This window comes from Terriglobus sp. RCC_193 (assembly GCF_041355105.1).
GTDB lineage: Bacteria > Acidobacteriota > Terriglobia > Terriglobales > Acidobacteriaceae > Terriglobus.
On record NZ_JBFUPK010000003.1, the window covers coordinates 28,245 to 49,440 of the forward strand.

Genomic DNA, 21,196 nt, shown 5'->3' on the forward strand with positions numbered 1-21,196 from the left:
TGTTCCCTGTTCCCTGTTCCCTGTTCCCTGTTCCCTGTTCCCTGTTCCCTGTTCCCTGTTCCCTGTTCCCTGTTCCCTGTTCCCTAAAATCCTAAGCGTCCGGAATCTCATGCAGCTTCATGAAGTTCGTGCCACCGATGCGGCTGGCTGTTCCACCCACAATGCCCAGCACCTCGCGCGGTGCCGCCAGCCCCAGGCCACGCAGTTTCTCCACGGCCATCTCCACCTGCAGATCGCCACCGCCAAAGCGGTCCACCTGCAGCGGATACACGCCCCACAGCATCATGCACTTGCCAATGACATCCGTCTCCGTGGACAGCGCATAGATCTGTACATTCGGGCGGTACTTCGATAGCAAACGCGCGGAAGTTCCCGACTCCGTGAAGACGGCAATCGCCTTCAGATCCAGGTCCTCTGCAGAGTGCGCCATGCTCTCGCAGATCGTCTCGGCCACACTCAACTTCGCGCCCTTCGCATGCATGGGAAGCTGCGGAGCCGTCGCAGGATCCAGCACCATCTGCGCCTCTGTCTCCACAATGATCTTTGCCATCATAGCCACGGACTGCACAGGATACTTACCTGCCGCGGACTCTGCGGAAAGCATCACTGCATCCGTACCGTCATACACGGCGTTGGCCACGTCGCTGGCTTCCGCGCGTGTCGGACGCGGATTGTCGATCATGCTCTCCAGCATCTGGGTTGCCGTGATCACCGGCTTGCGATACGCCAGCGCGCGGCGGATGATGTGCTTCTGAATCGCAGGCACTTTCTCCGGTGGCACTTCCACGCCCAGATCGCCTCGCGCCACCATCAGCGCATCCGTCTCTTCCAGAATCTCTTCCAGGTTCTCAATCGCCTGCGGCTTTTCCAGCTTCGCCACAATCCACGCGTCGAAGTTCAGTTCCTTCATGCGGCGGCGCGTGTAACGGATGTCCTCCGCCGTACGCACAAACGACAACGCCAGCGCATGCACGCCCTGCTTCGCGATGAATTCGAGATCTTCCTCGTCCTTCTCCGTCAGCGCAGGCACCTTCACCGGGATGCCCGGCAGGTTGATGCCCTTGTTCTCACCCAGGTAGCCGCCGTTGACGATGTCACAGACCACATCCAGACCATCGACACGCGCCACACGCAGCTCAATCAGGCCGTCGGACAGCAGGATCGTATCGCCCGGTCCCAGGTTCTCCGCCAGCGTCGGGAACACGGTGCTCACCTTCTCGGCGGTTCCCTTCATCTCATGCGGCGTAATGATGAGCTGCTTCCCGGCTTCCAGCAGCACCGGTTTGCCGTCTACCAGCTTGCCCGTACGAATCTTCGGCCCCTGCAGGTCGGCCAGCAGGCAGATCGGCTTACCTTCGCTCTCGCTGACCTCGCGCACCATGCGGATCAGTTCCGCCTTCTGTTCATGCGAGCCATGCGAAAAGTTCAAACGCGCCACATCCAGGCCCGCGCGCACCAGTTGCCGGAAGACCTCCGGTGAAGACGAAGCCGGTCCCAGCGTTCCTACAATCTTGGCGCTGCGGCCTGTGCCGCCCAGCAGAAAATTACCTTCGCTCATCGTTCTCCAGACCGGACGTGTGAAAATTCCCGTCGGCACAGCTTAAGTTTTCCTCCCGAAGAAAGGGAAACAATCTGTACATGGGGCCTCTCGCATTATCGGTAACTATGCGGATTCCGGCAAACCGGGGCGAATATCGCTCACTCCCGGGTGCAGCCACCGCGCTGTTTAAAAATTCATCCGCCGACTCAAATATCAAACACCGCCGGCCCTGCGTCCCGTGCCAGTTCGGCATTCAACTCCGCACCACACAGCACCGTCAACGACGTCAGAAAGAGCCACACCAGCAGCACTACGCCCGTTCCCAGCGGTCCATACACCTTGGAATAGTGTGTGAACCGCGTGACATAAAAACCAAACGCCACGGTAGAGACGAACCATGTTGCCGTGGCAAACGCCGCTCCCGGCATAACCTCGCGCCAGCTTGGGCGTATCGGAATCCCAAAGCGATAAATCACCGCCAGCACGGCAGCCGTAGCGCCCAACGAAGCTACCCAGCGAACAGCGTTCGCCGTCCAGTACAGCCCTGAATCCCACCCCGTGGGCGAGTACCGCATCAATCCCAGCAAACCGTAATGCCCGAAGATCACCAGCAGGCTTGCCACCGCCATCGGCACCGCTGCAATCGGCACCATCAGATACGACTGCAACTGCCGCCGCAGCAATCCGCGCCACCCGCCGCCCCAGCAGGCCTCCGTCAGACCATACGCACGGCGAAATCCTTCCATCAACGTGGCTAGCACGCCCGCCGCACCGCCAATGCTCACAAAGGTCGCCGCCAGCAGAACCGTTGCGGACTGCGGCTTGCTATGCGTGGTGTTAAAGAACCCGGAAAACAGCGGCCACACACTCTCCGGCAGAACGCGGATGGCAAACACTTCAATCTGCGAACGCAACGGCCCTGTGTACGGGACCAGCGCAATCATCGCGGCCAGCACCGCAATCATGGGAAAGATGGCAAAGATCGCGGAATACGCCGTCGCCTTGGCCGTGTTCAGGCAGTCATGCTGAAAGGCATTCCAATAGGCCAGCCGCACCTTATCCGTGAAGCGCAGGCCTTCACTGCCCAGGCCTACGCCCATCTCCATTGCATGACGATGCGCCGAGCGCGCGTGTTGCAGCACGGCCTCTGCGGCGCGATTCGTACGTCGCGTCGTCTGGTCCACTTCGATTGGATCTGCGGGCTCCAGTCCCTATCTCCTTCACAAGCAATCGCGTCGTGCTTGAATAAGGATGCGCCCCACACAGCGACGGTGCAAGCTAAGCTCATACAAACAAAAGCGTCACACAACTCCTGGAGCGAAAGTGCGCCATCCAGCGAAGTTCATACACCGAGGCTCATCGCGCGAAAGCGCGTCATCCTGAGCGAAACGAAGTGAAGTCGAAGGACCTGCTTTCCTTCAAGCCGCTACGATTTGCACGCAAGCCAAAGCACCGCTAATTGATGCTGACCGCCTTGTTCTTCACAAACGTCACACTTACCGGCTTGCCATCGTTATCAAACAACACGGTGCGGTCGCCCACCTGCCCCGGCCCGGGCTTGCTCACCTGCCCCAGCGCCAGATCGGTCTGCAACTCGTTCATGCCCTTCTCTACGCGGTGTTCGTCAACCGCCTTCCACACCTCGGGCTTCCAGTGCTTGTACAACACATGCGGATCGTCATAGAAGAAGCATTCGTCGAGGAAGAAGTTATAAAACTTGCCCTCACGATCGCCCACCGGAACGCCCCATAACTTCGAGGGATCATCCTTGCGGTGGAATAGCATGACCACCTGGGCATCGCCCTTGGGAACGCGGCTATACACCGACGCAGGCGCCTTCTGCTCAATGAAATTCACCACGTCCAATGGCTCCGCGCCCAGTAGCAGCGGCCCGGGACGCGCGTAGTCCATGCGCGCAGTCGTTGCGGGATAGGCATTCATCTGACCCGCAGCCCACACCCACACGCGCTTGCCATTCAACTCACGCGCGTCTTTCAGATCGCTCTGGTGCAACCGCCGCGGCAATACCATCTCATCTGCGGTGTAGCTCTCTTCCACGGCTGCAACGGGCTTCGCAGCCTCATGCCGCGTGCGCCAGATCAGGTACACCCGCACCGCAGTCACCACCACCAGCAGCAAGGTGAACCACAGAATCAATTTCTTAAGGGAAGGCCCTTTGCTCTCAGGAACATCATTCCCGGAACCGTTAGCAGCAGGAGTATCGAACATGCCCATATCGCAAGCAGATTACCGCAGAACCCGAAGCACGACCTACCCTGAGCGACACAAAACTGTTCCCTGCGAAAACTAATCCACCGGCTCGCTCACAGCGTAAGCGGCGTTTGCCTCCAACAACTCTTCCGCATTCAGCGTATTCACATTCCGCAGCGTGGGAAAGAAGATGCTCCACAGCACCGTCACCATCACCGACCCGATGCCGCCAAACACCACGGCGCGCACCGCGCCAAACCACTGCGCCGTCAAGCCACTTTCAAACTCTCCAAACTCATTCGAAGCGCCCAGAAACAGCCAGTTAATGGCCGACACGCGGCCACGCATCGCGGGCGGCGTTCCAAGCTGCAGAACCGTCTGCCGCACAATGACTGAGATATTGTCACTGGCCCCCAGCACAAACAACGCCGCCAGCGACAATGGCAGCGACTTCGACAACCCGAACACCACCGTGGCCACGCCGAACACACCCACCGCCACCAGCATCAGCTTGCCCGCGCTATGCCGTATTGGTCGTAACGAAAGTGTGATGGAAGTACACAACGCACCCAGCGCCGGTGCGGCACGCAGGATACCCAGTCCACGAGGCCCCGCATGAAGAATGTCCTGCGCAAAGATCGGCATCAGAGACACCGCGCCGCCCAGCAGCACGGCGAACATATCCAGCGAGATCGATCCCAGCAGCAGTTTTGCCTTCCGCACATACCGCGCGCCTTCCATCATCGTCTGCAACGACATGGCGCGGCTCTCCGTCTGCTCTTTGCGTGGCCGCAGCGTACTCACCAGCACCACAAACGTCAGCATGGTCAATATCGTCAGCGCATACACAATCGGAGCGCCGGTCCACTTCGCCATCGCACCAGAGAATTGAAAGGTGAACAGCAACCCACCCACCGCAGGTCCGCTGATGTTCGCAATCTGAAAGATCGCCGAGCCCCACGTCATCGCGTTCACAAACGCACCCCTGGGTACAAGCTGCGGCTGAATGGCTGCGGAAGCAGGCCCGCTGAACGCGCGCCCTGCACCAATGAAGAACAGCATCACGTAGATGTACAGAACATGCCGCACACCCACCAGCGACATGTACAGCAAAACCGCAGTACATATAGCCTGCATGGCATAACAGGAAACAATAATGCGCTGACGGTCATACCGATCCGCAGCATGGCCCGCTGGCAGAACAAAGAAGATGCCAGGCAGAAACAACGCCAGGCCAGTGCAGCCCAGCAGAAATGCATTGTGTGTCAGTTGATAAATCTGCCATGCAACGGCGACAGACTGCGCCTCCGCACCCATGATCGCCAGCATGCGCGCCAGTTGATAACGGCGAAAGTTGCGCGACGAGAACGCCGCACCTTCCTTGCCTTCCGAATCTAACGGGCGTTTGCCGTGATGCACTTCACTGGAATAGGCGGAGTCGGGCATCCCTGTCTTCTATGGTGACATAGCAAGGACGTACCCATTGCATCTGCCGTTAGCAGAGTACAGAAACTTTAGTCGCCCAGGTAAGAGTTGTACTGCGACTCCACCACACCTGTGTTGCGTGCCAGTTGCAGCTTCGCCGTATTGAACTGGTACAGCGCACTCACAAGCTGTGCCTGTGCATTGGCCAGCGTAGCCTGCGCGCGCACAACGGGCAGGTTGTCATCAATGCCCGCGCGATAACGCTGCCGCGTTTCGTCCAGCGCTTCCGCAGCCAGGTCCACATTGCTCGTAGCGTCCTTCACCAACTCGTCAGACGTGTTCACATCCAGCAACGCCGAACGGATCTGCGCCTCAATGTAAGCCTTCAGGCTGTCCACTTCCTTACGCAGATGAACCAGCCGCGCATCGGCCACTTCGCGATCGCCGCGAATCCGTGCTTCCTCAAAGATGGGGAAGTTGATACCACCCTGCGCGGAGAACACACCGTGATACAAACCGCGCGTCTGGCCCAGAACACCATAGAAGCCGCCCAGTGTTACCGCAGGCAGACGTTCATACTTCACAGCCTTGCGCTGCAACTCGGCGGTCTTCATCTGCGCCTGCAACGACAGCAGGTCCTTGCGACGCTTCAGCGCCACCTGATTCGCAGTTTCCAGCGGCAGAGCTTCCAGTTCGTGATACGGAACCGCATCGGTCAGCACCAGCGGCTGGTCCGCTGCCAGCCCCATCAACCGGTTCAACTGAATCTTGTCTTTCGCGAATGTCGCTTCATCGGCAATCAGTTCCTGTTGCCGAGTCTGCCGCTCCACGCGTGCGCGGATCAGGTCCAGATTGGTTCCCGTACCAGCATCCTTGCGTGCCTGCGACTGCCGCTCCAGCTCCAGATCGCTGGCCACCTGCGACTTCGCATTCTCAATGGAAGCCACGTCTGATAGCACCAGGATGTACTGTGAGGCCACCTTATTCACCACGTCACCGCGGTCCAGGTAGAGCTGCCACTTCGCCACGTCACCTACGGACTTCGAGGCCTTGTACACCTCGTATGCAGGCAGATTGAACAACTGCTGTGACACATTCAACTGTGCACCGGTCGTGTCATATTTCACGATCGTGTCGAATGTCGTTCCCGGAGGCAGCAACGCACCCAGTGAGCTGGGCTTGAAGCCCATCGCCGCCAGGTTCACTTGCTGTGTATTCGTCTTGGCAACAGCGGTCATTGTCGGAATCAGCGCGCTGAACGCCGTCTTCTGCAATCCACTGATCTGTCGCTGATTCTGCAGGTCAACCGAAATCGTCAGATTATGTTCCAGGGCAATCCGCACGGCATCATCCAGCGACAGCGACAGTGGCTGACCAGTGGAAACCGGCGTCGTCACACCATGCCCCAGGTCCTGCGGCCTGGCCGCATCCAGGGCCGCCTGCACCGGTTGCGACACAGCCTGCGGTGCGGGAGCCTCCGGCAGGTTCATTGCATCGGCTACGGGTGGCTGCTTCTGCGGCGCGACCGCAGTCTGGATAGCGGGCTCCTGTACAGGCGCAACCGGTTGGGTTTGCGCGGAGGCAACCATCGGCGCCGCCAGTACCACGGCGGCCCACATCGGCAATCTTTTGGAAGAAACGCTTTGGCTCAAGGCTTTCTGACTCTTGGCCCCGGAAGGGGCAGACATTTCATTCGATTCCCGGAACCGCCCGGCGGTTGCGGAAAGTTTATCGTGCGCTACTTAGAGCCAGTTATGCCTTTTGTGAGTGCTTCCGCTGGGATTCGGCGTTTTCGAGGCCAAGGAGCGAGTTGCGCGGGATACCGGGTGTATCTTAGCGAGGAGTGACGCCGGGATCGGAAACGCCGGCCCAGCCCGGAGGGTTGCGAGTGGAGCGCGCTCCGGCTTTGTTGTCGTCCTTGCCTTGGAATTACCAATGTCTGCGTCCTCCGCCGCGCCGGAACACGCTCCACCCGCAACGGAAGCTCACACAAAAGGTATAACTGGCTCTAGTGCCGGCGACTTTCTACCGGGCCATACGTCATAGAATGCAGAACATGGCGCATGTGTGGCCCGCGAGCCCGCGCCCGGAGACCCGACACCCATGCTCCATCGCAGTTCGATCCGCCGTACCCTGGCCGCTTCCCTGCTTTCCATCGGCCTTGCCGCCGTGCCTGCTGCCCACGCGCAGTTCGCCGGAACGCCCGACCCTTCCACCTTCCGTGACACCTCCATGCTGAAGCCACCCGCCGGTCACAAGGTGGCGATTATCGAATTCTTCGACCTGGAATGCCCTGCCTGCCGCACCGCCAACCCCATTGTGGAGCGCGCTGCCGCGCAGTATCACGTGCCGCTGATCCGTTATGACTTCCCCCTCCAGATGCACGTCTGGAGCAAGGACGCCGCTATCTTTGCCCGCTACCTGCAGGACCGCGTCAGCCCGGAACTGGCGAACAAGTACCGCGACGACGTCTTCCAGCAGCAGCCCGCCCTGAACAGCAAGGACGACCTGCAGAACTTCACCCGTCGCTGGATGCAGCAGCACGGCCAGGCCATGCCCTTTTCGATGGATCCCAAATTCGCCGCCGAAGTGCAGGCAGACTACAACCTGGGCCTGAAGCTGAACGTCACTCGTACCCCCACCATTGTGGTGGCCACAGCGAACAAGTGGCAGATCGTCTCCGGCAGCGAAAGCGGATCGAACGATCCCAACCGCATCTTCGCCATGGTGGAAGGCGCGCTCCACCAGACACAGGGCGCACCCGCCGTCGCCAACACCGCAACACACAAGAAGTAACCTCTTCCGGAAGCAACAGAAAAGCCCACCCTTCACGGGTGGGCTTTTCATTTCCATGAAACGACCTTATCGAGGATTTTCGCCCGCCTTCACCGCCTGGCTATCCGCCTTGTCCTGCGCTTTGGCCGCATCCTTGGCTTCGCCGGTATTCAGTGCCTTCTCGCGCTTCTGGTCGGCCTTTTCCTGCGCCTTGGCTGCCTTCTTCTGCTGCTTCGACGCATGCTGGTCCGTATTTGCCTGCGCCGCTGCATCCTGACGAGCCTGTTCATTCGTCTGCTGTGCCGCCAGACTGCCCGCAAACGTCAGCGTAAGTGCCAGCAGCGCGGTGGTCATCGTTGTGTGCTTCATTCGGTTTCACCTCCTGAATGATGAAGAAAGAAAAAGGATGCCTCTCACGTTTATGAGCTAATGAGGCGCAACGTTCGATCCCGGCGCGCCGGGCTGCGAGCTCGGAATCGTGCCAGGGGTTGCGGGTGTGGTCGTCGTAGTGGATGTGGAGGAATTAGTCCCCGTTCGCCCGGTCCGTCCGCTGGTACGCGTTTGGGTAGAGCTACCAGACGGTGTGGTCTGTGTTGTTCCTGATACCGAAGCGCCCGATGGCGGCGTTGACGGCGTTGACGGCGTTGAAGGCGTTGAAGGCGTCGGCGCCATGCCAGGAGTAGGTGACAGGCTTGGCGTGGGCGACCGGCCCGGCGCGGTCGAAGGCGTGGACTGCGATGGGCTCGGTGCCATCGGCGCCGGCACAGGCTGTTCCGGCAATGTGCCCGGAACCGCTGGCAAAGCCGGCGAACCCGGACTCGGACTGCTAGTGCCATTGGGTGGGGTTGCTGGCGAAACCGGTTGCGAAGGAGTTGCGGAAGTAGGCGGCGTCATGGTCGTCTGAGCCATGCCGGCCCCGGCCACAAGAAAACTGGAAACGAACAACGCAATGCTTAGGCGCATGGCAGTTCACCTCACGGCAGGCTAGGATGCGTCCACTCCACGCGAGGCATCCTGCCTTGCCGCGCCGCCCTGCGCCTGAATGCGCCGTATTCATGACACGAAAACGCAGAAGGCGCGACCGAAGCCGCGCCTTCTGAAAAGGAAACCAACTTAACTAGTAGCGGTAAGTCTCGGCCTTATAAGGGCCTTCCACCTTCACGCCAAGGTAGTCTGCCTGCTTCTGCGAAAGTGTCGTCAGCTTCACGCCAATCTTCTCCAGATGCAGACGCGCCACTTCCTCATCCAGCTGTTTCGGCAGAACATACACACCCACCTTGTAGGTGTCCTTGTTCTTCCACAGGTCAAGCTGCGCCAGCGTCTGGTTGCTGAAGCTGTTCGACATTACGAACGAAGGATGGCCCGTGGCGCAGCCCAGGTTCACCAGTCGGCCTTCCGCAAGGATGAAGATCGCATTGCCATTCGCAAACGTGTACTTATGCACCTGCGGCTTGATCTCCAGTTTGACCGCGTCAGAGTTGTTCAGGCGCTCCATCTGGATTTCATTATCGAAGTGGCCAATGTTGCAGACGATGGCCTGGTCCTTCATCTGCTGCATGTGCTCCAGCGTGATGATGTCCAGGTTGCCGGTGCAGGTGACATAGATATCGCCGCGGCCCAGCGTGTCTTCCAGCGTGGCAACTTCGAAACCTTCCATCGCAGCCTGCAGAGCATTGATGGGATCGATCTCCGTAACCACCACGCGAGCGCCCATGCCACGCAGCGAATGCGCCGAACCCTTGCCCACATCGCCATAACCGCAGACGACCGCAACCTTGCCACCCATCATCACATCCGTGGCACGCTTGATGCCGTCGGCCAGCGATTCGCGGCAGCCATACAGGTTGTCGAACTTGCTCTTCGTCACGGAGTCGTTCACGTTGATGGCCGGCACCAGCAGCGTACCCTTGCGCATCATCTCGTACAGGCGATGCACACCGGTCGTCGTCTCTTCCGAAACTCCGCGCCACTCCTTCGCCAGCTTGTGCCAGTGCTGCGGATCTTCTGCAAGCACCTTCAGCAACAGCTTCTGGATCACAGCCTCTTCTTCGCTTCCGGCCTTACCATCCACAAAGCTGCGATCTCCATTCTCCAGCTCAACGCCCTTGTGGATCAGCAGCGTCACATCGCCGCCGTCATCCACCACAAGCTGCGGTCCCAGACCGCCGGGGAACGTCAGTGCCTGGTACGTGCACCACCAGTATTCTTCCAGCGTCTCGCCCTTCCATGCGAAAACGGGCGTGCCCGTCTCGGCAATGGCAGCAGCCGCATGGTCCTGCGTGGAGAAGATATTGCAGCTTGCCCAGCGAACATCGGCACCAAGGTCTTTCAACGTCTCGATCAGCACAGCCGTCTGGATCGTCATGTGCAGCGAACCGGTCACACGCACACCCGCCAGCGGCTTGCCTGCGGCATACTTCGCGCGGATGCTCATCAGGCCGGGCATCTCCTGCTCAGCAATGTCGATTTCCTTACGTCCCCATGAAGCGAGAGATAAGTCAGCGACCTTGTACGGGAGAACTTCTTCGGGTGCGATTACGGCTGTGGCCATGCGTCGTGAAACCTCGTGAAAAGATGATGCGTTACCGTCAAGATTAACACTGCATGCCCCGCAGGCTCTGTAAAGAACAACCGCCGCGACCGTTGCAGAAGGGGCTGCGGTCGCGGCGTTCGTGCTTGCTCTTTACTGCAATCCGCGCCCGGTTAACTGACGGATCAGATCCGCCTCATGCTGTCGATACGGCGTGCCATCCGCATGAAACACATCATGGAACCAAAGCACCGGCTGATCCATCACATAAGGCTTCTTCCATGAATCCCACGGATAGCGCGTCTGCGTCTTGCCATCGACAAGACCCCAGTTGATAGCGCCTACGTGATACTGCTTCGCAACGGGCAGGCTGTTATCAAACGTGCTGCCTGCACCACGCGCCATGTATTCCGTGCAGATGATGGGTCGCCCATACTGTTGCAGTTCCTTGATCTTCGCCTCAAACTCCTCAGGCCATCCATAGTTGTGGAAGCTGATCACGTCGGACTCTTCAATCTGAATCTTCACCGTCGACTTCAACTTCTTCGGATCGCTCCACTCGTCATGCCATACACCGCTGGTCAACGGCTGCACAGGATGCGTGCTGCGCGCCCACGCAAATGCCTTCGGCAAGTAGTAGTCGATACGTGCGGTCTTGTTGGCAATCACACCATACTGAGGCGTGTCGTTATCCGGCTCGTTCCAGATGTCCCATGCCAGGATGCGATCATCCTTCGCGAACGCACCGACCACACCCTTCACATACGCTTCCAGCTTCGACTCATACGCAGGATCGGTCAGCCCCTTGCGCCCCGGGCTCTGCACCCAACCTGAGTTGTGCACGCCGGGAATCGGAGGATGCTGCGGCCCCAGCTTCGGCTCCGGGTCCCACACAGAATCAAACAACACCAGCATGGGCTTGATGTGATGTTTCGCGCAGATCGCCAGGAACTCATTCAGCCTCTTCTTGAATCCTTCAGGATCCTGCGCCCACAACTGGTCATGCAGGAACACGCGCATGGTGTTCATGCCAATCCCTTCGGCCCATCCCAGCTCTTTGTCGTTCAGCGCCGGGTTCCACGTAGCCGCCTGAAACATCTCAAACTGATTGATAGCGTCCGACGGAACGTAGTTCGCACCCACCAGCCACGGCTGCTTCGCATACCAGTCCTTTGCCTTCTCGGCGGACCAGCGCTCCTGGGCGCGCAACGTGATCACCGAAACAAATACGGCAACCAGAACAACGAAAGACAAACGGCAAGTTTTCACAGCATTCTCCAAGCAGAAATTTCCTGGCCACCCCTTATACCGCAACCTGTTTTGCCACCGCTGGCAATATCAACCGTTCCGTTTCGGGTTCGGCAATAGTCTTTTTCTTTGCCGGTATCTTTGGTTTTTAACCACTTGCATGTAGCATGACGGCGTAGCGTCAGCGTCGCAAACTCTGCCAGAGCACATTTACGAGCATCGGAACGCATGCCATTCGGTCAGGAACTCAGGGAGCAGCGAGAAGCCCGCGGCATCTCGCTGGACGAAGTCTCGGTTTCCACGCGTGTTTCCCTGCGCCATCTTCAGGCGCTTGAGGGAGACCGCTACACTGACCTGCCCGGTGGCGTCTTCAATCGCGGCATCGTCCGTTCCTACGCCAATTTCTGCGGGCTCGATATAGACGAAACCGTGCGTCGCTTCCAGGACGCCATGCGCGCCAGAGGTCTTGACGCAGAAGGACGCGAAGATGACTGGCGCGAACTCGCCGAAGCCGTCCATCGCAGCCGCATCACCGACGCTCCAGCCCGCCGTCTGCGCTGGCTCGGCGTGGTGGCAATGCTGCTCATCGTCTTTGGCCTTGCCGCCGGTGTCCTGTGGGTCCTGGTGCATCGTGGTATCGTGCATCTGCCCGAAAAGACATGGGTTCCGTCCATTTACAGGACGCATTAGACCGATTCCTTTCTGAAACAGCCTTTTCTGCATCCATGACGCGTTAAAATGGATCGAATATCCATTACTCGCTGCAAGCGCCTCAAGGAGCAGTTTTTGTCCACACGCGATCGTTTCCTCTTTACTTCTGAGTCCGTCACCGAAGGCCATCCCGACAAGATTGCCGACCAGATCTCCGACGCCATCCTCGATGCCTGCCTGGCACAGGACCCCTATAGCCGCGTTGCCTGCGAGACCCTCACCTGCACCGGCCTCGTCGTAGTTGCTGGCGAAATCACCACCAAGGCCTACGTTGACTTCCAGAAGCTGGTCCGCGAGACGGTTGCAGGCATTGGCTACACCCACTCTGAGTACGGTTTTGATAGCAACACCTGCGCCGTCATCTCCTCCATCAACTCGCAGTCGCCGGACATCGCCATGGGCGTGGACACGGGTGGCGCGGGCGATCAGGGCATGATGTTCGGCTATGCCACCAACGAGACCCCGGAGCTGATGCCCACCCCCATCTCGCTGGCGCACAAGCTCGCTGCGCGCCTCACGGAAGTGCGCAAGAACGGCAAGCTCGCTTACCTCCGCCCCGACGGCAAGAGCCAGGTCACCGTCGAATACGACGCGAACCACAAGCCCGTCCGCATCGACGCCGTCGTCATCTCCTCGCAGCATGACGAAGCCGTCACCACGGAACAGCTTCGCGCAGACATCCTGGAGCACGTGATCCAAGCCGTCCTGCCCGCAGAGCTTCTCGATGCCGACACCAAGTACCACATCAACCCGACCGGCCGCTTCGTCGTCGGTGGCCCCATGGGCGACTCCGGCCTCACCGGCCGCAAGATCATCGTGGACACCTACGGTGGCATGGGCCGTCACGGCGGCGGTGCCTTCTCCGGCAAGGACAGCACCAAGGTTGACCGTTCCGCTGCGTACATGGCGCGCTACATCGCCAAGAACATCGTCGCAGCCGGCCTCGCAGACCGCGCAGAAGTCCAGCTTGCCTACGCCATCGGCGTGGCCGAGCCGGTCAGCGTCCTCGTTGACACCTTCGGCACCGGCAAAATCTCCGAAGGCGAAATCACCAAGCTCGTCCGCGAGAACTTCTCGCTCACGCCGAAGGCAATCATCGAAACCCTCGACCTGCGCAAGCCCAAGTTCCAGGCCACCGCAGCGTACGGCCACTTCGGCCGCACGGGCGAAGGCTTCACCTGGGAGAAGACCGACAAGGCCGCAGCCCTCAAAGCCGGTGCAGAGCAACTCGCAGGAGCAGCCCGCTAAACCGCTGTCACCCAATCGGGCGGCAGCAAAGCCGCCCACCAAGCTAAGAAGGGCGGCCCACAGGCCGCCCTTCCTCTTTCCCTCACTCGATTCACATGAGCCGTCATCCTGAGCGAAGCGAAGAATCCCGACGAACTCTCGCAGTAGCGAAACTATCGAACCCTTCCGACCACAAAAACCGGGTGCCCCAGGTTCGCGAAGCTAACCTGGGCCGAGCGGCAAAGCCGCTCCCATCGTGCGAAAGCACGACCAGCGAAGCTCATACGGTCGAAGACCGTCATCCTGAACGAAGCCGAAGGACCTGCTTTCTTCTCACACCACTGCAATGCCGAAGGAAAGAAAACAATGCCAACCCTCCGCCACGCCACCATCGACGACGCAACACTCATCGGCGAGCATCGCCATGCCATGTTCATTGCCAATGAGTTCGCCACGGAAGAGCAGCTAGCCGCCATGGACGCAAACTTCCTGCCGTGGGTGCACGAACGGCTCGCCGATGGACGCTACGTGGGTCTGCTCCTCGAAGAAGATGGCAAAGTGATGGCCAGCGGCGGCATCTTCTTCATGGACTTTCCACCGCACTATCTCCACACCGAACCGGGCCGCCCCTACCTGCTGAACTTCTACACAGCAGAGGAAGCGCGCGGCAAAGGTTACGCGAAGCGCATCCTGCAGGCCAGCATCGACCTATGCCGCGAACGCGGCTACAAGGTCATCACGCTGCACGCCTCACCCTTCGGCAAACCTATCTACGAGAAAGCCAATTTTGCTCAAACGAACGAGATGATGCTCAAGCTCTGATACCTCAGAGCCGCCACGAAATTACTTCAGGGAAGGGTCGCCAGCACTGCCTGAAATTTCTGCGCGACCGCGGCAAATCCATCGCCGCTAGGATGCAGTTCATTTGCCCACAAGGACTTATAGTTCGCTGGTTTGTTCGAAAGCGTCCCGCGTAAGTCGACATAATGGACACCTGCAAACTCCGGCTCCTGCACCAGCCTCTGCAACATGGCGTTGAAGCGATCTATCGCTACGACCATCATCGCCGTCGTTTCCGGAAGATTAAGGAACAGCTTCTCATCGAATCCGGGCTTTAACCACGGCCCCGGCAAAGGGCCCCAGCCGCCCAGAAAGCCTCGTCCGTCCGGCACCGGATAGTCATAACCATGCACCAGAATCGGGAAGGTGCGGCCTAAATCCATCTGGCAATATTGCTTGATGGAACTGATCATCAGCCGGTAGGCCGCTGCGATGCGCGTGTCGATCACTCCCGCCAGGACCTGTTCATTCCACCCCGCAATGGGAAGGTCTTTGTCATTAATCAACATGCCGAATTCTTCGCCGGCAATGTCATCGCCACCGCCCGACACCAGGATCGCCTTCGGCATCGCGCCCAGGGCAACTATCTTATCCAGGCAGCGGCTGAACTTATCCAACTGACCCACGTGCGACACCATCGCTTCAATGGGATCACCTTTGTGCGCCGCCGATTCGATGTTGTAACCAAATAAATCGTCCAGCTTGGTCAGAACATCGTGGATTGGATAGTCAAACCACGAGTCGCCCACTGCTAACAGATATCCGGCCGTTGAAGAACTCTTTACCGTTGCAACAGGGTCTGCTGCCGCAACAAGACTCATGCTGGTGACTTCCGTATGAACGGTAAATGGGGCGGCATGCTTCGCAAGCGCCGCCTCTCGGGAAGCACGAGAAACCTTGCGGCGCGCCAGCACCTGCTTTGCATTCTTCCTCGCAAGCGACAATAGCTCCGGGGAGCTGGCCTCGATGACAGGAGCTTTCCCGCGAGATGTCGCGTGCTTCGAGGCTTTCTTCCCTGCTACTGATTTCTTACTGTGTCTCGTAGCCATTCCCGCTCTCCTGTCTGTATTTGCACAGACGCTTTCTATCAGAGAGGCGTAAGCGGAAAACAAAAAAGAAGCACAACACGGAAAATTATTTCCGCCGACGTAACTTCGCAGGCCAGGGAGAAGAGGAATCGCCTCACTCCCATCTGGCCCCAGATGAATCGAGTTACCTGACTAAGAAGAAACGATGTTGCTCACTGTAACTCTTAAAGGTTGAGAAGCACCGTCGCGTTGTCGACAACGTTTGACCACTTCGCATCTTCTTTGCCATATGCATCGTGCCAACGCCACCACTTATACGGTTCCGTTTGCGGATAGCCCTCAGGCGAATCTTCCCAGCGTTCCTGCCGTCCTAGCGGAGTCACGTCAAGATAGCTCCACACACTTCCCATCGCTTCATCGCCGCGACTATTCACCCAGTATGTGCGGAAGACCTTATCGTGTTCGTCGCGGAAGAACACGTTGTGCCCATGCCACTCGTCCACACCGAAATCTTTATCGAAATCATCTGTGATGGTGTACCAGGGAATCGCATCCCATCCCATACGCTGCTTCAGAGTAGCGATGTTTTCCTGCGATCCACGCGATGCATAAACCAACGTTGTGTCGCGCGCATGAAGATGTGACAGGTGCGAAACCTGGTCTGCGCACATCGAACAACCAACGCAGGCGTGCTCCGGCCACCCGTAAACGTTCGAGTCGTAAAAGGCGCGATACAGCACAAGCTGCCGCCGTCCATCGAATAGGTCCAGCAGCGAAGCCTTGCCCTGCGGCCCATCAAAGACATACTCCTTCTCCACTGCAAACCAGGGCATCCGTCGACGTGCCGCTGCCAGCGCGTCGCGCGCGCGAGTAAGTTCCTTCTCTTTCACCAGCATCTCCTGCCATGCGTTCTGCCACTCCTCGGCGGAAACCACGGATGGCTTCTTCATCTGCGCAATCTGCTCATTCGTCGTCATTGTTCACCTCCTGTTTGTGCGTCTTTGAGTTCCAAACCTTTACGGCAAAAGCGGAAACCCCTCCCGCTGATACAGCACCCGCCGCAATCCATACCGCAGTCGAAATGCAAAAGGGGCACATGACTATTTCCCTGCCCGTTCCGCAGCCGCCGCACGGATCCGTCCGATCAATTGGCTCCAACCGGAATCCACGGCACGCTCCTGCTCACCCACCCAGCCCATCGCACGATGACGAAAGCGCATAACGGTTTCGCCATCTTCTTCTGTCAGCCGATACTGCAGATTCGAAACAGCAGGATCGGACATAAACAAAGGACCCGAGATTTCCAGCAACACGGGAGCTCTGATGGCCTGCACATGACCCCAGAAGTGGCCGGAATCATTGCCCAGATCGCGATACCAGCGTCCTCCGGGCCATGCTTCCAATACCATCGGCATCGGCTTTTCCGGAGTGGAATTAAGCGGTCCCATCTGCTCCAGAATAGTTTCGAAGACGATCTCAGCCGGAGCCGCGATCCGCTCTTCCTTAACAACTTCGAAGGCATGCAAAACGCCTTCCATAACTGTGGCTGCCATTGCTCCCCCTTGGGTTTACTTCGTGTCTTTGTCCAGACGAATCAATCTTTCCAGCGCCTTTTGCTCGGCACGCTGCTTGATCTGATCCACCTGATGCGTCCAGTAACGTTCGAAGCCCTTCACCCAGTCATGCACCGGTTTAAGAGCCCGCGCGTCCAGGCGATAGATGCGATGTTGGCCGCGTTTGACCACCGTCACCACCCCGGCCTTGCGTAGGGCGTTCAGATGCTTGGAGACGGCAGGTTGGGCCATCTTCATGCGAAGCACAATCTCATTGACGGCATACTCCTGGCCATCCGCGAGAACCGCGACAACTTCCCTCCGCCGCGGCTCGGCGATGGCGCTGAAGACATCCGCGGAATGCGATCTTCGTGTCATGGCGAAAATATATTCCTATATGGGAATATCTTCAAGTCACCTTACCCGAAATATTTTGGGCAGCTTTTCATCCAACGAAACTCAAGCCGTAGCGTTAACTACACAGCTACCTCAGGTGTTGATGCACAGGCTGCAGGCGTAGCCTGTGCTCGTGCCGCCGCGCGCTTCCCGCTGCCGCACTACTCCACACATCAGGTCTACCCATGAGCCGTCTGCGTCCCGCGCGTCTGTTGCTCCTTTGCCTCTTCGTCTTCTTCGGATGCCTGCCCACGCTCATGGCACAGGCCACCACCTGGCAACCATCGCCGGGGCACATGCAGATTCCTATCTGGCCCGGCAATATCCCGGATGCACGCCCCGCCAAAGGCCCGGAACACATGGAGGTTACCTCCGATCCGAAGCACTTCATTGCGGGCAAGCCATCGACCGGCATCGAGAACGTCTCCCGCCCCACCATGACGATCTACTCGCCTAAAGGCAACAACACTGGCGTTGCAGTGGTCGTGTTTCCGGGTGGCGGCTTTATGGAACTCGCCATCGACCTCGAAGGTACCGAGGTCTGCGACTGGCTCACTGCACGCGGCATCACCTGTATCGTGCTGAAGTACCGCGTGCCAGCGCCACGTTCACACCCCTATTGGGGAGCCTATCCCGAATCTCCCATGGCACTGGAAGACGCGCAGCGAACCATGGGGCTCGTCCGTCAACACGCTGCCGAATGGAAGATCAACCCACACAAAATCGGCGTACTTGGCTTCTCAGCAGGCGGCCACATGGTTGCAGCAATGAGCGTTCACTTTGACAAGCGCATCTACCCGCGCGTGGACGCCGCAGACGACCAAAGCTGCCGCCCCGACTTTGCCGTTGCTCTGTACCCCGGACACCTGGGCTTCAAACGCGGCACGCTCGAACTGAACCCCGATATCGCAAGCCACATCACCGCGCAGACGCCGCCCACCTTCCTTCTCCAGAACGAGAACGACAACGTAGACAGCATCTGGGACGCGCTCAGCTACGAAGCCGCGCTGATCAAAGCAAAGGTCCCGGTGGAGTTCCACTCCTACGCCGAAGGCGCCCACGCCTTCGGCCTCCGCCCAACGAAGTATCCCGTCACCAGCTGGCCACATCTCGTGGAGATATGGCTGCACACCATCGGCATGTTGAATCAGTAACCTCCAAAGCAAGTCTCTCGTGAGAGTTTGCTTTGGATACACTGGACACGCTTTCTATAGGGGGAACATATGCATCTGCGAGGAAGTGTCATTCCGGGAGCATGTCTTGCTTTCATAGCTTTCGTGTGCGTTACACGCTCCCTTTCTGGAATGCCGGTTGCACTTCCCATCTTTCGCGCTGAGTTTCCAGAACAGGCGCAGGGCGATACCTTAGCATTCGACGTTGCATCCGTCCGTCGGAATCTTGCAGGGGAGAACGGCCAGGGAGCAGACAAGCCGCGCATGAACTTTCCCATTGGCTCCGACGATGCGTATTACAACACGGGCGGCGTTTTCTCCGCGACGAATCTGCCGCTTATCTCATATCTGATCTTTGCCTACAAAATCACGAACAACAATCGGCAGGCGTTGATCGACTCTGCACCTCCCTGGGTTAACTCGGAGTTCTACAACATAGAAGCGCGCACGGATCGCAAGAGTGTCACTAAGGACGAGATGCGCCAGATGATGCAGTCACTTTTGAAGGAGCGTTTTCATCTTTACGCGCATACGGAATCACGAGAGACGCGCGTGTATGCTGCGGAACTGGACCATCCGGGAAAGCTCGGAATTCAACTGCGTCCGCATCCCATAGATACTCCGTGCCAACGGGAAGGGGGAGATAATGAGGACACGAAGCGCTTCACTCCGTCCTTTGATCCCCAGGGATTTCCGCTCGTTTGTGGCCGTTTTGTCAATGCAATCAAGACGCTACAAGCGCACCACCGGCGCATTGGGGGTGGCGATCTCGCTATGTCCCAAATCCTTAGTTCCTTCACTGGCGTCGGCAATCTTGGGCATCCCGTCGTGGACAGAACTGGCCTCGCCGGTAAATATGATTTTGTTCTGGATTTCTTGCCAGACCCTCCGCCGGGATCCGAAGAGCCTGCCGATGCCAGTGGCCCACGCTTTGTTGCAGCCGTCCGATCACAACTGGGACTGAAGCTCATTGCCGACAAGGCATCAATCGATTTCGTGATCCTCGACCACATTGAGCATCCGACGCCGAACTAATGAGAACTTATCCCCGAGCCTTCAGATAAAACTCCGCCAGCTCCAGATCGCCCGGCTGCGTGATCTTCAGGTTCGTCGACGAACCCTGCACCACGGCAACCGTGATGCCCGCGCGCTCCAGCAGACTTGCTTCATCGGTCCCCGAGAAGCTATCCGCTTCAGCCTCATCAAACGCACGCCACAGATCAGCAAAGCGAGCGCCCTGCGGCGTCTGCGCCTGCACCACACGTTCGCGCGGCACGGTGCCGGTGATGATGGCGCCATCCGCAGTGCGTTCCACCAGCTTGATGGTGTCAATCGCACCCACACCTACAATCGCCGCGCCATGCTTTGCAATCGCCTCAATGGTGCGTTCAATCACCGCAGGCTCAATCAACGGACGCACTGCGTCATGCACCAGCACAATGTCGTCGTCACCGGCATCCAGTGACCGCAGCGCAGCAGCGACCGACTCCTGCCGTGTCTCGCCTCCGGTCACCACGCGTACCTTATCGCCAAGCCCATATTGCACAAGCTGCGCGCGAACGTGATCCATCTCCGTGGCCCGCACTGCCAGCGTCACCGTGGTGACATTCGCCTTATCCACAAACGCGCGAACACTGTGGATCAGGATCGGCACACCGCCGAGTGAAAGAAACTGCTTGGCGCTGACACCGGGCACAGCCATGCGCGTGCCCAACCCCGCTGCCGGAAGAATTGCGTGAACAACCATAGGGAGTGAAGTATATCGGGTTGCGCCGCATTGCGCATCGGCGCGTATTCTCAAAGGCAATGCCGTTTATGCTGGAAAGCGACAAGTCTCCCGCTGCGTGACCACACCGCGGCAAAAAAGAAAGCAGGCAGCACGATGGGCATGAGGATTGGGTACGGCTTTGATTCGCACGCGTTCAAGCCGGGCGTACCGCTGGTGATCGGCGGCATGAAGATCGATCATCCCGAAGGTCTCGCAGGCCATTCGGACGGCGACCTGCTCCTCCACGCCATCACCGACGCCCTGCTCGGAGCCGTCTCCGCAGGCGACATCGGCACCTTTTTCCCGCCCAGCGACATGCGCTGGAAGAACGCCGACTCCACCATCTTCCTCGAAACCGCGCTGGAAGAGATTGCCACCGCTGGCTACCGCATCGTCAATCTCGACTGCGTGCTCATCATGATGCGCCCCAAGCTGGTGCCCATTGCAGGCGAAATGCGCGCCCGCGTAGCCGAGCTGCTGCACATCTCTGAACGCGACGTCAGCATCAAGGCCAAGACACCAGAAGGCCTGCCGCAGGAAGGCACCGCCGTCTCCCACGTCACAGTGCTACTGGAATCCATCCCCGGATTAGAAGAGCCAAAAAAGCTGGTAGCAGAAATCGACGACCCCACCGAAGTCGACGTCGTGGTCCGCACGCTCATGGGCGAAGAAGAGCCGCACAACATGGCACGCCTGGGCCGCAAACCCACCTTCGACACCGACGATCTGACTTAGATTTATTCCTGCTAAAAATCCGGCCTCCGGGTGTACG

At 58.7% G+C, this 21,196-nt stretch carries 22 protein-coding genes; 8 read left to right on the forward strand and 14 right to left on the reverse strand.

The window, feature by feature from the left end; genetic code table 11:
- Positions 1–91 precede the first annotated feature (91 nt).
- The 5 genes from pyk to AB6729_RS16045 form a co-directional block, all read right to left on the reverse strand.
- Positions 92–1,558, reverse strand: a complete 1,467-nt coding sequence (pyk, locus tag AB6729_RS16025) for a pyruvate kinase (protein WP_371082665.1) — start codon at positions 1,556–1,558, stop codon at positions 92–94.
- 188 nt (positions 1,559–1,746) lie between these two features.
- Complete coding sequence (locus AB6729_RS16030; RefSeq protein ID WP_371082666.1) at positions 1,747–2,724, reverse strand: YihY/virulence factor BrkB family protein; 978 nt, start codon at positions 2,722–2,724, stop codon at positions 1,747–1,749.
- Between the two features lie 271 nt (positions 2,725–2,995).
- The gene (locus tag AB6729_RS16035) at positions 2,996–3,769 is read right to left on the reverse strand and encodes a hypothetical protein (RefSeq protein ID WP_371082667.1); all 774 of its coding nucleotides are present in this window, start codon (positions 3,767–3,769) and stop codon (positions 2,996–2,998) included.
- 78 nt (positions 3,770–3,847) lie between these two features.
- Positions 3,848–5,197, reverse strand: a complete 1,350-nt coding sequence (locus AB6729_RS16040) for an MFS transporter (RefSeq protein WP_371082668.1) — start codon at positions 5,195–5,197, stop codon at positions 3,848–3,850.
- 68 nt (positions 5,198–5,265) lie between these two features.
- The gene (locus AB6729_RS16045; RefSeq protein ID WP_371082669.1) at positions 5,266–6,795 is read right to left on the reverse strand and encodes a TolC family protein; all 1,530 of its coding nucleotides are present in this window, start codon (positions 6,793–6,795) and stop codon (positions 5,266–5,268) included.
- 484 nt (positions 6,796–7,279) lie between these two features.
- On the opposite strand from AB6729_RS16045, the gene AB6729_RS16050 reads away from it, so the two are divergent.
- Positions 7,280–7,972, forward strand: a complete 693-nt coding sequence (locus tag AB6729_RS16050) for a DsbA family protein (protein ID WP_371082670.1) — start codon at positions 7,280–7,282, stop codon at positions 7,970–7,972.
- 66 nt (positions 7,973–8,038) lie between these two features.
- Here the strand turns inward: AB6729_RS16050 and AB6729_RS16055 are convergent, their stop codons facing one another.
- A complete protein-coding gene (locus tag AB6729_RS16055; RefSeq protein WP_371082671.1) occupies positions 8,039–8,320 on the reverse strand; it encodes a hypothetical protein in 282 nt (93 codons plus the stop codon).
- Positions 8,321–8,429: 109 nt separating this feature from the next.
- Here AB6729_RS16055 and AB6729_RS16060 point away from each other — a divergent pair, with 109 nt between their 5' ends.
- Entirely contained in the window at positions 8,430–8,855 is a 426-nt protein-coding gene (locus AB6729_RS16060) for a hypothetical protein (RefSeq protein ID WP_371082672.1), read from the forward strand.
- 213 nt (positions 8,856–9,068) lie between these two features.
- On the opposite strand, the gene ahcY is transcribed toward AB6729_RS16060, so the two are convergent.
- The 3 genes from ahcY to AB6729_RS16075 form a co-directional block, all read right to left on the reverse strand.
- Positions 9,069–10,502, reverse strand: coding sequence for an adenosylhomocysteinase (gene ahcY, locus AB6729_RS16065; protein WP_371082673.1), 1,434 nt, complete (start codon positions 10,500–10,502; stop codon positions 9,069–9,071).
- 132 nt (positions 10,503–10,634) lie between these two features.
- Positions 10,635–11,735, reverse strand: a complete 1,101-nt coding sequence (locus AB6729_RS16070; protein ID WP_371082674.1) for a cellulase family glycosylhydrolase — start codon at positions 11,733–11,735, stop codon at positions 10,635–10,637.
- Between the two features lie 11 nt (positions 11,736–11,746).
- Positions 11,747–11,959: a hypothetical protein gene (locus AB6729_RS16075; protein ID WP_371082676.1), complete on the reverse strand. Its 213-nt coding sequence runs from the start codon at positions 11,957–11,959 to the stop codon at positions 11,747–11,749.
- Here AB6729_RS16075 and AB6729_RS16080 point away from each other — a divergent pair.
- The 3 genes from AB6729_RS16080 (at position 11,958) to AB6729_RS16090 (ending at position 14,489) form a co-directional block, all read left to right on the forward strand.
- Complete coding sequence (locus AB6729_RS16080; RefSeq protein ID WP_371082677.1) at positions 11,958–12,419, forward strand: helix-turn-helix domain-containing protein; 462 nt, start codon at positions 11,958–11,960, stop codon at positions 12,417–12,419. The two genes, AB6729_RS16075 and AB6729_RS16080, sit on opposite strands and share 2 nt — an antisense overlap.
- Positions 12,420–12,515: 96 nt before the next feature.
- A complete protein-coding gene (gene metK / locus AB6729_RS16085) occupies positions 12,516–13,688 on the forward strand; it encodes a methionine adenosyltransferase (RefSeq protein WP_371082678.1) in 1,173 nt (390 codons plus the stop codon).
- A 345-nt stretch (positions 13,689–14,033) separates the two neighbouring features.
- The gene (locus AB6729_RS16090) at positions 14,034–14,489 is read left to right on the forward strand and encodes an N-acetyltransferase family protein (protein WP_371082679.1); all 456 of its coding nucleotides are present in this window, start codon (positions 14,034–14,036) and stop codon (positions 14,487–14,489) included.
- 26 nt (positions 14,490–14,515) lie between these two features.
- Here the strand turns inward: AB6729_RS16090 and AB6729_RS16095 are convergent, their stop codons facing one another.
- The 4 genes from AB6729_RS16095 to AB6729_RS16110 all read right to left on the reverse strand — a co-directional run bounded on the left by AB6729_RS16095 (position 14,516) and on the right by AB6729_RS16110 (position 17,466).
- Positions 14,516–15,556, reverse strand: a complete 1,041-nt coding sequence (locus tag AB6729_RS16095; RefSeq protein WP_371082680.1) for an SGNH/GDSL hydrolase family protein — start codon at positions 15,554–15,556, stop codon at positions 14,516–14,518.
- Between the two features lie 203 nt (positions 15,557–15,759).
- On the reverse strand, positions 15,760–16,512 hold the full coding sequence (locus tag AB6729_RS16100) for a DUF899 family protein (protein WP_371082681.1): 753 nt from the start codon (positions 16,510–16,512) through the stop codon (positions 15,760–15,762).
- Positions 16,513–16,635: 123 nt separating this feature from the next.
- Positions 16,636–17,088, reverse strand: coding sequence for an SRPBCC domain-containing protein (locus AB6729_RS16105; protein ID WP_371082682.1), 453 nt, complete (start codon positions 17,086–17,088; stop codon positions 16,636–16,638).
- A gap of 15 nt (positions 17,089–17,103) precedes the next feature.
- On the reverse strand, positions 17,104–17,466 hold the full coding sequence (locus AB6729_RS16110; RefSeq protein WP_371082683.1) for an ArsR/SmtB family transcription factor: 363 nt from the start codon (positions 17,464–17,466) through the stop codon (positions 17,104–17,106).
- A gap of 203 nt (positions 17,467–17,669) precedes the next feature.
- On the opposite strand from AB6729_RS16110, the gene AB6729_RS16115 reads away from it, so the two are divergent.
- Both AB6729_RS16115 and AB6729_RS16120 read left to right on the forward strand, forming a co-directional pair.
- Positions 17,670–18,638, forward strand: a complete 969-nt coding sequence (locus AB6729_RS16115) for an alpha/beta hydrolase (RefSeq protein WP_371082684.1) — start codon at positions 17,670–17,672, stop codon at positions 18,636–18,638.
- Positions 18,639–18,788: 150 nt separating this feature from the next.
- The gene (locus tag AB6729_RS16120) at positions 18,789–19,691 is read left to right on the forward strand and encodes a TIGR03435 family protein (protein WP_371082685.1); all 903 of its coding nucleotides are present in this window, start codon (positions 18,789–18,791) and stop codon (positions 19,689–19,691) included.
- A 7-nt stretch (positions 19,692–19,698) separates the two neighbouring features.
- On the opposite strand, the gene ispD is transcribed toward AB6729_RS16120, so the two are convergent.
- Positions 19,699–20,403, reverse strand: a complete 705-nt coding sequence (gene ispD, locus AB6729_RS16125) for a 2-C-methyl-D-erythritol 4-phosphate cytidylyltransferase (protein ID WP_371082686.1) — start codon at positions 20,401–20,403, stop codon at positions 19,699–19,701.
- A gap of 135 nt (positions 20,404–20,538) precedes the next feature.
- Here ispD and ispF point away from each other — a divergent pair, with 135 nt between their 5' ends.
- A complete protein-coding gene (gene ispF, locus AB6729_RS16130; RefSeq protein WP_371082687.1) occupies positions 20,539–21,159 on the forward strand; it encodes a 2-C-methyl-D-erythritol 2,4-cyclodiphosphate synthase in 621 nt (206 codons plus the stop codon).
- The last annotated feature ends 37 nt before the right edge of the window (positions 21,160–21,196 follow it).

Bases quoted from the DNA above. Each gene is read 5' to 3' on its own strand.
- AB6729_RS16105 (WP_371082682.1), bottom strand. From the start codon at position 17,088: ATGGCAGCCACAGTTATGGAAGGCGTTTTGCATGCCTTCGAAGTTGTT.
- AB6729_RS16050 (WP_371082670.1), top strand. From the start codon at position 7,280: ATGCTCCATCGCAGTTCGATCCGCCGTACCCTGGCCGCTTCCCTGCTT.
- AB6729_RS16095 (WP_371082680.1), bottom strand. From the start codon at position 15,556: ATGGCTACGAGACACAGTAAGAAATCAGTAGCAGGGAAGAAAGCCTCG.
- AB6729_RS16090 (WP_371082679.1), top strand. From the start codon at position 14,034: ATGCCAACCCTCCGCCACGCCACCATCGACGACGCAACACTCATCGGC.
- AB6729_RS16035 (WP_371082667.1), bottom strand. From the start codon at position 3,769: ATGTTCGATACTCCTGCTGCTAACGGTTCCGGGAATGATGTTCCTGAG.
- AB6729_RS16055 (WP_371082671.1), bottom strand. From the start codon at position 8,320: ATGAAGCACACAACGATGACCACCGCGCTGCTGGCACTTACGCTGACG.
- ispD (WP_371082686.1), bottom strand. From the start codon at position 20,403: ATGGTTGTTCACGCAATTCTTCCGGCAGCGGGGTTGGGCACGCGCATG.
- ispF (WP_371082687.1), top strand. From the start codon at position 20,539: ATGGGCATGAGGATTGGGTACGGCTTTGATTCGCACGCGTTCAAGCCG.
- AB6729_RS16120 (WP_371082685.1), top strand. From the start codon at position 18,789: ATGCCGGTTGCACTTCCCATCTTTCGCGCTGAGTTTCCAGAACAGGCG.
- AB6729_RS16110 (WP_371082683.1), bottom strand. From the start codon at position 17,466: ATGACACGAAGATCGCATTCCGCGGATGTCTTCAGCGCCATCGCCGAG.
- AB6729_RS16075 (WP_371082676.1), bottom strand. From the start codon at position 11,959: ATGCGTTCCGATGCTCGTAAATGTGCTCTGGCAGAGTTTGCGACGCTG.
- ahcY (WP_371082673.1), bottom strand. From the start codon at position 10,502: ATGGCCACAGCCGTAATCGCACCCGAAGAAGTTCTCCCGTACAAGGTC.
- AB6729_RS16115 (WP_371082684.1), top strand. From the start codon at position 17,670: ATGAGCCGTCTGCGTCCCGCGCGTCTGTTGCTCCTTTGCCTCTTCGTC.
- AB6729_RS16080 (WP_371082677.1), top strand. From the start codon at position 11,958: ATGCCATTCGGTCAGGAACTCAGGGAGCAGCGAGAAGCCCGCGGCATC.
- AB6729_RS16040 (WP_371082668.1), bottom strand. From the start codon at position 5,197: ATGCCCGACTCCGCCTATTCCAGTGAAGTGCATCACGGCAAACGCCCG.
- AB6729_RS16045 (WP_371082669.1), bottom strand. From the start codon at position 6,795: ATGTGGGCCGCCGTGGTACTGGCGGCGCCGATGGTTGCCTCCGCGCAA.
- pyk (WP_371082665.1), bottom strand. From the start codon at position 1,558: ATGAGCGAAGGTAATTTTCTGCTGGGCGGCACAGGCCGCAGCGCCAAG.
- AB6729_RS16100 (WP_371082681.1), bottom strand. From the start codon at position 16,512: ATGACGACGAATGAGCAGATTGCGCAGATGAAGAAGCCATCCGTGGTT.